The 8633-nt window shown below is 73.4% G+C and carries 8 protein-coding genes; 2 read left to right on the forward strand and 6 right to left on the reverse strand.

Features of this window, described 5'->3' with window-relative positions:
• Positions 1-170: 170 nt before the first annotated feature.
• Positions 171-992, reverse strand: a complete 822-nt coding sequence (locus AB0J08_RS40210; protein WP_360644692.1) for a purine-nucleoside phosphorylase — start codon at positions 990-992, stop codon at positions 171-173.
• A 230-nt stretch (positions 993-1222) separates the two neighbouring features.
• Positions 1223-1660, reverse strand: coding sequence for a gamma-glutamylcyclotransferase (locus tag AB0J08_RS40215; protein ID WP_360644695.1), 438 nt, complete (start codon positions 1658-1660; stop codon positions 1223-1225).
• A gap of 170 nt (positions 1661-1830) precedes the next feature.
• Between AB0J08_RS40215 and AB0J08_RS40220 the strand changes: the two genes are divergently transcribed.
• Positions 1831-3276 (forward strand): NAD(P)H-quinone dehydrogenase, encoded by a 1446-nt coding sequence (locus AB0J08_RS40220; protein ID WP_360644698.1) that lies wholly within the window; start codon positions 1831-1833, stop codon positions 3274-3276.
• Between the two features lie 200 nt (positions 3277-3476).
• A complete protein-coding gene (locus AB0J08_RS40225) occupies positions 3477-4478 on the forward strand; it encodes a DeoR/GlpR family DNA-binding transcription regulator (protein WP_360644701.1) in 1002 nt (333 codons plus the stop codon).
• A 187-nt stretch (positions 4479-4665) separates the two neighbouring features.
• Here the strand turns inward: AB0J08_RS40225 and AB0J08_RS40230 are convergent, their stop codons facing one another.
• The 4 genes from AB0J08_RS40230 to AB0J08_RS40245 form a co-directional block, all read right to left on the reverse strand.
• On the reverse strand, positions 4666-6441 hold the full coding sequence (locus tag AB0J08_RS40230) for a biotin carboxylase N-terminal domain-containing protein (protein WP_360644704.1): 1776 nt from the start codon (positions 6439-6441) through the stop codon (positions 4666-4668).
• Between the two features lie 220 nt (positions 6442-6661).
• The gene (locus AB0J08_RS40235) at positions 6662-7399 is read right to left on the reverse strand and encodes a hypothetical protein (RefSeq protein ID WP_360644707.1); all 738 of its coding nucleotides are present in this window, start codon (positions 7397-7399) and stop codon (positions 6662-6664) included.
• Positions 7400-7574: 175 nt separating this feature from the next.
• The gene (locus tag AB0J08_RS40240) at positions 7575-8174 is read right to left on the reverse strand and encodes a nucleoside triphosphate pyrophosphatase (RefSeq protein ID WP_360644710.1); all 600 of its coding nucleotides are present in this window, start codon (positions 8172-8174) and stop codon (positions 7575-7577) included.
• A gap of 55 nt (positions 8175-8229) precedes the next feature.
• A complete protein-coding gene (locus AB0J08_RS40245) occupies positions 8230-8355 on the reverse strand; it encodes a hypothetical protein (protein WP_360644713.1) in 126 nt (41 codons plus the stop codon).
• Positions 8356-8633 lie beyond the last annotated feature (278 nt).

Here is an 8633-nt window from a genome sequence, read left to right on the forward strand (position 1 = left end):
GGCGGCCTACCGCGCGGCGACCACCGGCGGCCCCGACGGCCTGCCGGACCTCCCGTCGCAGTACGCCGACGTCGCGGCGCCCGCGGACCCCGTCGCTCACGATTGTGCGTCGGGCCGGGTCTGACAATCACCGCCGCGCGGTGCGCGGGAACCGTCGGACCCACGCCGGGTCAGATCCGCTCCAGGACCTTCGCCAGCAGGGTGCCCATGCGCTCGGCGGAGGCCTTGCCGGCCTCCAGGACCTCGGCGTGGTTGAGCGGCTCGCCGGTGATGCCGGCGGCCAGGTTGGTGACCAGCGAGATGCCGAGCACCTCGGAGCCGGCCTCACGGGCGGCGATGGCCTCCAGCGTGGTGGACATGCCGACCAGCTCGCCGCCGATCACCCGGGCCATGTTGACCTCGGCCGGGGTCTCGTAGTGCGGGCCGCGGAACTGCACGTAGACGGCCTCGTCGAGGGTGGAGTCCACCTCGCGGCAGAGGTCGCGCAGTCGCTTGGAGTAGAGGTCCGTCAGGTCGACGAAGTTGGCGCCGACGATCGGGGAGTCCGCGGTCAGGTTGATGTGGTCGCTGATCAGGACCGGCTGGCCGGGGACCCAGCCCTCGCGCAGACCGCCGCAGCCGTTGGTCAGCACGATGATGCCGCAGCCCGCGGCGGCCGCGGTGCGCACGCCGTGGACCACGGTGGCCACGCCGTGTCCCTCGTAGTAGTGGTTGCGGCCCAGGAAGATCAGGGCGCGCTTGTCGCCGATCTTCACCGAGCGGATCGTGCCGGCGTGGCCGGCCACGGCGGGGGCGGGGAAGCCCGGGAGGTCGGTGACCGGGAACTCCGCGACGGTCTCGCCGAGGGCGTCGGCGGCCGGCACCCAGCCGGAGCCCATCACCAGGGCGACGTCGTGGCGCTCGGCGCCGGTCAGCTCGCGCAGGCGCTCGGCGGCGGCCTGGGCGGCGGCGTAGGGGTCGGCGGAGACGACCGACTGAGGAGATGCGTTCACACGTCCGAGGATAGACGGGAATCGGCTACGCGCGTAGAAATTCCTGGCGCGACGTGCCGGATCGTTACCCGGATGGCGTGAAAGTACAGCTCGCGGGCCTGGTTCCGGTCCCCGGACGGGAGCAACGCACAGCCGCGTCGCGCGACGCGCCGGGGTACGGGCGGGTCGTCGTCCGAGCGGACCGGCACCGGTGCGGCCCCCGGCGTACCGCGGCCACGCCGTGCGACCGGTCAGCAGGGGCGGCGGCGCAGGTCCAGGACGTAGTCGTGCGGAGCGCCGGCGCTCTCCGCGGCGTCGGCGACCAGGCCCAGGTAGCGGGCCGCGGGCAGACCGCCCTCGTAGTCGTTGAGCACGTACGTCCAGACCGGGATGTCGCCGTCCAGGGTGTGCGCGCGCAGCTTGATCTTGCGGTAGATGCCGAGCTGGACGCCCTCCCAGCGGTCCAGGCCCTCCTCGTCCATCGGCGCGACGTCGTACAGCGAGACGAAGACCTGCTCCTTCTCGTCCTCGACGACGGTGGCCAGCGAGCCCTCCCAGCCGAGCTGTTCGCCGCCGAAGGTGAGCCGCCAGCCGTCCAGCCACCCGGTACCGCGCAAGGGGGAGTGCGGAGCGCGGCGGGTCATCTGCCGTGCATCGAGGTTCGTGGCATACGCGGCGTAGAGGGACATGGGGTGCAGCCTAGACCGTCCGTCGGCCGGGGGACGGAGGAAGTGGCGGGGCGGGGGCGCCTGCACCGGGGTGCCGCGGCCGGCCTCCGGCCGGTCCGGGGCGGTCGTGCGATCGGACAGGAGCCCGACCCCGGCGTGGCGGCGCGCTCGGCGTACGGGACAATGGGGGCGTGACTCGGATCGTGATCATCGGTGGCGGACCCGGCGGCTACGAGGCGGCGCTCGTCGCCTCCCAGCTCGGCGCGGAGGTGACCGTCGTCGACCGCGACGGTCTGGGCGGATCGGCGGTGCTCACGGACTGCGTTCCGTCGAAGACGCTGATCGCGACCGCGGAGGTGATGACGACCTTCGACAGCTCCTACGAGGAGCTGGGCATCATCGTCGCCGACGACACCCCGCCGCTGGAGCGGCAGGCCCGGGTGGTCGGCGTGGACCTCGGCAAGGTCAACCGACGCGTCAAGCGCCTCGCCATCGCGCAGTCCCACGACATCACCCAGTCGGTGACCCGGGCCGGCGTCACCGTACTGCGCGGCCGGGGCCGGCTCGGCGGCGGCGGCCAGGCCGTGGACGGCTCCCGCGAGGTGCTGGTGGACGCCCCCGACGGCAGCGTCCAGTCGCTGCGCGCGGACGCGGTGCTGATCGCCACCGGCGCGCACCCGCGCGAACTGCCGGACGCCCAGCCGGACGGCGAGCGGATCCTGACCTGGACCCAGGTGTACGACCTGGAGGAGCTGCCGCGCGAGCTGATCGTGGTCGGCTCCGGCGTCACCGGCGCCGAGTTCGCCGGTGCGTACCAGGCGCTCGGCTCCAAGGTCACCCTGGTGTCGAGCCGCGACCGGGTGCTGCCGGGTGAGGACCCGGACGCCGCCGAGGTGCTGGAGGAGGTCTTCCGCCGCCGCGGCATGAACGTGATGAGCCGCAGCCGGGCCGAGGGCGCCAAGAGGGTGGGCGACCACGTCGAGGTGACGCTCTCCGACGGCACGGTGATCAAGGGCACGCACTGCCTGATGGCGGTCGGCTCGATCCCCAACACCGCCGAGCTGGGCCTGGAGGAGGCGGGGGTGAAGCTCAACGACTGGGGTCAGATCAAGGTCGACCGGGTCTCCCGCACCAGCGCCCCCGGCGTGTACGCGGCCGGCGACTGCACCGGTGTCTTCATGCTCGCCTCGGTGGCGGCCATGCAGGGCCGGATCGCGATGTACCACGCGCTCGGCGACGCGGTGCAGCCGCTGAACCTGAAGACCGTGGCCTCCAACGTCTTCACCGACCCGGAGATCGCCACCGTCGGCTACACCGCCGCCGACGTGAGTTGCGGCAAGATGGACGCGGTCGAGGTCAAGCTGCCGCTGCGCGGCAACCCGCGGGCCAAGATGCAGGGCATCCGGGACGGCTTCGTGAAGCTGTTCTGCCGCCCGGGCACCGGCATCGTGGTCGGCGGCGTGGTGGTCGCCCCGCGGGCCAGCGAGCTGATCCACCCGATCGCGCTCGCGGTGGACGCCAATCTGACGGTCGAACAGGTGGCCAGTGCCTTCACCGTCTACCCGTCCGTCTCCGGCTCGACCGCCGAGGCCGCCCGCCAGCTGCACATCCGCAAGCGCGCCGACGGCGAATCCTGAGCCACCGGCGCACAGTTGAGGGCGGCTGCCGTTCGGCGGCCGCCCTTCGCGCAGCGAGGGGCGTCACCCGGACGGCGGGCGCAGTCCCGGGGTGCTGACGGCGCGTATTGTACGGTCACGCGCCGCTCGTGCGTGAGCAATTCCCGCTACTAGCTGCAAACGCCTGAAAGCAGACGGTCACACACGTTACCGTCGGTTCTGTGTTTGCAGCAGAACGTCGCCAGTTGATCCTCGAAATGGTGCGCGCCAACGGAGCTGTGTCGCTCCGCGAACTGGCCCGCGTCGTCCAGACCTCCGAAGTGACCGTACGTCGTGACGTACGGGCCCTGGAGGCAGAAGGGCTCCTCGACCGCCGGCACGGCGGCGCGGTGCTCCCCGGCGGCTTCAGCCGCGAACCCGGCTATCCGCAGAAGACCCACCTCTCCGCGGCCGAGAAGAGCGCCATCGCCGATCTCGCCGCGGGCCTGGTGGAGGAGGGCGACGCCGTGGTGGTCGGCGCCGGTACCACCACCCAGGAGCTGGCCCGCCGGCTGGCCCGGGTGCCGGGGCTGACGGTGGTCACCAACTCCCTGCTGGTGGCCCAGGCGCTGGCCCATGCCAACCGGGTGGAGGTGGTGATGACCGGCGGCACCCTGCGGGGCTCCAACTACGCCTTGGTGGGCAGCGGCGCCGAGCAGTCGCTGCACGGGCTGCGGGTCTCCAAGGCGTTCATCTCCGGCAGTGGGCTGACCGCCGAGCGCGGGCTGTCGACCACGAACATGCTCTCCGCGAGCGTGGACCGGGCTCTGGTGCAGTCGGCTGCCGAGGTCATCGTCCTCGCCGACCACACCAAGCTCGGCGCGGACACCATGTTCCAGACCGTCCCGACCGAGACCATCACCCGGCTGGTCACCGACGAGCACGCCGCCACCGCCGACGACGCCACCGCCCGTGAGCTGGACGCGCTCGCCGACTGCGGCGTGCAGATCGACCTGGCGCCGCTCGGCGCCGCGGCGACCGCGGACGCCCCCGTGCACGGCACCGGCAGCGGGCCCGTGCACCAGACCCAGCCCGGCCCGCTGGCCCGGCGGGTCGCCCCGCCGCCCGGCGGTGCCCCGCTGCCCGGCCAGCGCCGCCCCGGCGCGCACGGCGGCCCCGGCGGGCCGGGCGGCCCGCTGCCGGCCCGGCTCGCCGAGCTGGGGGCCGTCCCGCGCGGCCGCTGACCGGCACCCGCACACCTCGGTGCCGCCGTGGACCGGCACCCGCACCGATGGGTGCCGCCGCCGACCGGCACCCGCACAGCTCGGTGCCGCCGTGGACCGGTGCCGTCGGCCGGTGCCGCCAGGGCCGGAAACGGAACCGGTCCGCACACCCCGAGGGGCGTACGGACCGGTCCGGCGGCCGGAGCCGTCAGTCCTTGATCTCGCAGAGCGCGGCGCCGCTGCTGACGCTCCCGCCGACCTCGGCCTTGAGGCCGACCACGGTGCCCGCCTTGTGCGCGTTCAGCGGCTGCTCCATCTTCATCGCCTCCAGGACGACGATCAGCTCGCCCTCGGCGACGACCTGGCCCTCCTCGACGGCGACCTTGACGATGGTGCCCTGCATCGGCGAGGCCAGCGTGTCACCGCTGACCGCCGAACCGGCCTTCTTGGCGCCGACCCGGCGCTTGGCCTTGGCCGCACCGCCGGCACCGGCCGCCGGGGCCGACGCGACGCCCAGCGAGGACGGCAGCGAGACCTCGATCCGCTTGCCGCCGACCTCGACCACCACGGTCTCCCGGCCCTCGGCCTCCTCGCCCTCACCGGGCGCACCGGCGAACGCGGGGATGGTGTTGTCGAACTCGGTCTCGATCCAGCGGGTGAAGACCGTGAACGGCCCGTCGCCGCCGTGCACCTCGGGCGCGAACGCTGGGTCGGTCACGACCGCCTGGTGGAACGGGATGGCCGTGGCCATGCCCTCGACCTTGAACTCGGACAGCGCGCGGGCGGCGCGCTGCAGCGCCTGCTTGCGGGTGGCGCCGGTGACGATCAGCTTCGCGAGCAGCGAGTCCCAGGCGGGGCCGATGACCGAGCCGCTCTCCACACCCGCGTCCAGCCGGACACCCGGGCCGGACGGCGGCGCGAACAGCGTCACCGTGCCGGGCGCGGGCAGGAAGCCGCGGCCCGGGTCCTCGCCGTTGATGCGGAACTCGATCGAGTGACCCCGAACCTCCGGGTCGTCGTACCCGAGCTCCTCGCCGTCGGCGATCCGGAACATCTCGCGGACCAGGTCGATCCCGGTGACCTCCTCGGAGACCGGGTGCTCCACCTGGAGGCGGGTGTTGACCTCCAGGAAGGAGATCAGCCCGTCCTGGGAGACCAGGAACTCGCAGGTCCCGGCACCGACGTAGCCGGCCTCCTTCAGGATGGCCTTGGAGGCCCGGTAGAGCTCCGCGTTCTGCTCGGGGGTGAGGAACGGCGCGGGCGCCTCCTCGACCAGCTTCTGGTGCCGGCGCTGCAGCGAGCAGTCACGGGTGGAGACGACCACCACGTTGCCGTGCTGGTCGGCCAGACACTGGGTCTCGACGTGCCGGGGCTTGTCCAGGTACTGCTCGACGAAGCACTCGCCGCGACCGAAGGCGGCGACCGCCTCGCGCACCGCGGACTCGTACAGCTCCGGGATCTCCTCCAGCGTGCGGGCGACCTTCAGGCCGCGGCCGCCACCGCCGAACGCCGCCTTGATGGCGACCGGGAGGCCGTGCTCCTGGGCGAAGACGACGACCTCGTCGGCGCCCGAGACCGGGTCCGGCGTACCGGCGACCAGCGGCGCACCGGCGCGCTGCGCCACGTGCCGGGCGGTGACCTTGTCACCGAGGTCGCGGATGGCCTGCGGCGGCGGGCCGATCCAGGTCAGCCCCGCGTCGAGGACGGCCTGGGCGAAGTCCGCGTTCTCCGACAGGAAGCCGTAGCCGGGGTGGACGGCGTCCGCTCCGGAGTCGGCGGCGGCCTTCAGGACCTTCGCGATGTCGAGGTAACTGGTACCGGGGGTGTCGCCGCCCAGCGCGTAAGCCTCGTCGGCCGCGCGGACGTGCAGCGCATCCCGGTCCGGCTCGGCGTAGACGGCGACGCTGGCGATACCGGCGTCCGAGCAGGCCCGGGCGACGCGGACGGCGATTTCTCCGCGGTTGGCGATGAGCACCTTGCGCACTGTGGCTCCCTTCTTGAACCTGGTCGAGTTTATGGATTTCTGGGTGGTACCGGCGAGTAGCCCCAGGTTGTGAACTATCCCACACGGAGGGTGATGCGTTTCGGGGCCCGACCCGCGACCGGATCGGGGTCTGCCCAGGTGGCCGCCGGTGCCGTCGCCGGGCGCCGTCCCGTGCGGACGGCGGCGGGTCGGCGCGGTGGCACGGTGGCCTTGGCCACACTCACCCGGCAGGGGCCGTGACGGCGGTCCGCTCGCGGGCACGCGCGGTGACGTCGGCGGCCAGTTCCACCACATCGGGGCCGTAGGCCTTCGGGTTGACGACCTTGAGCACCAGGGCGAATGTGCCGTCCTCACCGTACCGGCGGGCGAGCCGGCGGTGGTTGGCGACGAGGTAGCGGACACCGGCGTGGTTGGCGATTCCGGTCTGGCCGGAGATCAGGAAGACCGGGCGCCCGCCCTCGGGAGTGGAGAGCCGCGCCAGCAGCGCGTACACCTCGTTGTCCCAGTCGACGGTGAACGTCCGGTCGCCCGCCACGATGACGTTGTTCGGCCCGTCCGCCCCGTTGGTGACCGTCACCCCGGGCAGTCCCCAGGCCAGGTGGGCGGCCATCCGCTCGTTGCTGCTCGGGCCGCCGAAGCAGAACTCGGTCTTGGCGCCCAGACCGCGGTGGACGGCGTCGTGCGCGACCAGGTCGGTCTGCGCGCCGCACTCCTTCACCAGGGCGGCCAGCTCCATCAGCGCGTAGGCGTCGCGCCGGGTGACCGTCCGGGCGTGCGCGCCGACCCCGACGCTGCGGTTCACCACGATCAGGCACTCGCTGCCGGCCGGCAGGCCGAAGAACGAGCGGACCCGCTCCAGCCGCCTGCGGCGGCGCAGGTTCTGCGCGAGCCAGCCGAGCGCGGCACTGATCGCGCTCGCCACCAGCCCCAGCAGCACGTTGAGCAGACTGTCGGTCATCGGCCTGTCCCCTCCCCGTTCGAACGGCGGCGGTCAGCCTAGCGGGCGTCCGCGACGGCCACGGGTACGGACCGGTGACGGACCGGTGACGGCGTCCGACCGCAGCCTGACGTGCCTCGAACGATCTCCTCCGGGGGAGACGGGCGGCCGTCGCCGCCGCCCGCCCGCCGGCCGGTCAGGCCCAGAGGTCGGTGATCCGGACGCCGAGGTCGGCGAGCAGCCGGCGCAGCAGCGGCAGGGAGAGGCCGATGACGTTGCCCGGGTCGCCGTCGATGCCCTCGACGAACGGCGCCGAGCGGCCGTCCAGGGTGAACGCGCCGGCCACGTGCAGCGGCTCGCCGGAGGCGATGTAGGCGGCGACCTCGGCGTCGTCCGGGGTGCCGAAGCGGACGGTGGTGGAGGCGGTGGCCGAGGACTGCTCGCCGGTGACCGTGTCGATCACGCAGTGCCCGGTGCGCAGCACCCCGGACCGGCCACGCATCGCCTGCCAGCGGGCCAGTGCCTCGGCGGCGTCAGCGGGCTTGCCGAGCGCCTGCCCGTCCAGCTCCAGCACCGAGTCGCAGCCGATCACCAGCTCGCCGGCGGTCAGCTCGGCGGCGACCGCCTTGGCCTTGGCCTCGGCGAGCACGAGGGCGAGCTCGGCGGGGGTGGCGGCGGTGATCGCGTCCTCGTCGACGCCGCTGACCACCACGCGCGGGTCGAGACCCGCCTGGCGCAGCAGCCCGAGGCGGGCGGGGGAGGCGGAGGCGAGGACGAGGGTGCGGCGGTCGGTCATGCCCACCAGGGTAGGGGGTGGCCCGGTGGCCGTCCGCACGGTTCGGGAGGGGCGTTCAGACCATCAGCAGGACGGCGATCAGCAGGAGGCAGAGCGCGAGCACATGGCCGGCGCGGCGCAGCCTCTCCTGCATCCGCCGGGCCTCCGGGGATGGCTCGTCGCGGGGGTCTGACCAGAGCACCCCTCCAGGGTGCGCCGCGCGGCCGCGGTGACGCCTGAGTACGCGTACTCAGCTTTCGGGGCAATCCGGGCGCCTCGGTGATCCGGGCGCCTCGGCGGTTCGGGGCAAGGCCCCGGGGGGCAAGGGGCGCCGGGGGCGAGGGGTCCCGGGGGTGGGCCGGTGGCCCGCCCCCGGGACGGCGGTACTAGCCCCAATACCAGTGACTTAGTGATTCCAGGCTCGGGGAACCTTGGTCGGAGGGTTGGTCGGGGCGGTCCTGTAGTGGGGCGCGATGGCGA

Origin of the sequence: Kitasatospora sp. NPDC050463 (genome assembly GCF_040655255.1) — a bacterium.
In the GTDB taxonomy this organism is placed as follows: domain Bacteria; phylum Actinomycetota; class Actinomycetes; order Streptomycetales; family Streptomycetaceae; genus Kitasatospora.

Excerpts from the sequence above, each read along its gene's own strand:
- AB0J08_RS40215 (WP_360644695.1), bottom strand. The coding sequence starts at position 1,660 with ATGTCCCTCTACGCCGCGTATGCCACGAACCTCGATGCACGGCAGATG.
- AB0J08_RS40235 (WP_360644707.1), bottom strand. The coding sequence starts at position 7,399 with ATGACCGACAGTCTGCTCAACGTGCTGCTGGGGCTGGTGGCGAGCGCG.
- AB0J08_RS40240 (WP_360644710.1), bottom strand. The coding sequence starts at position 8,174 with ATGACCGACCGCCGCACCCTCGTCCTCGCCTCCGCCTCCCCCGCCCGC.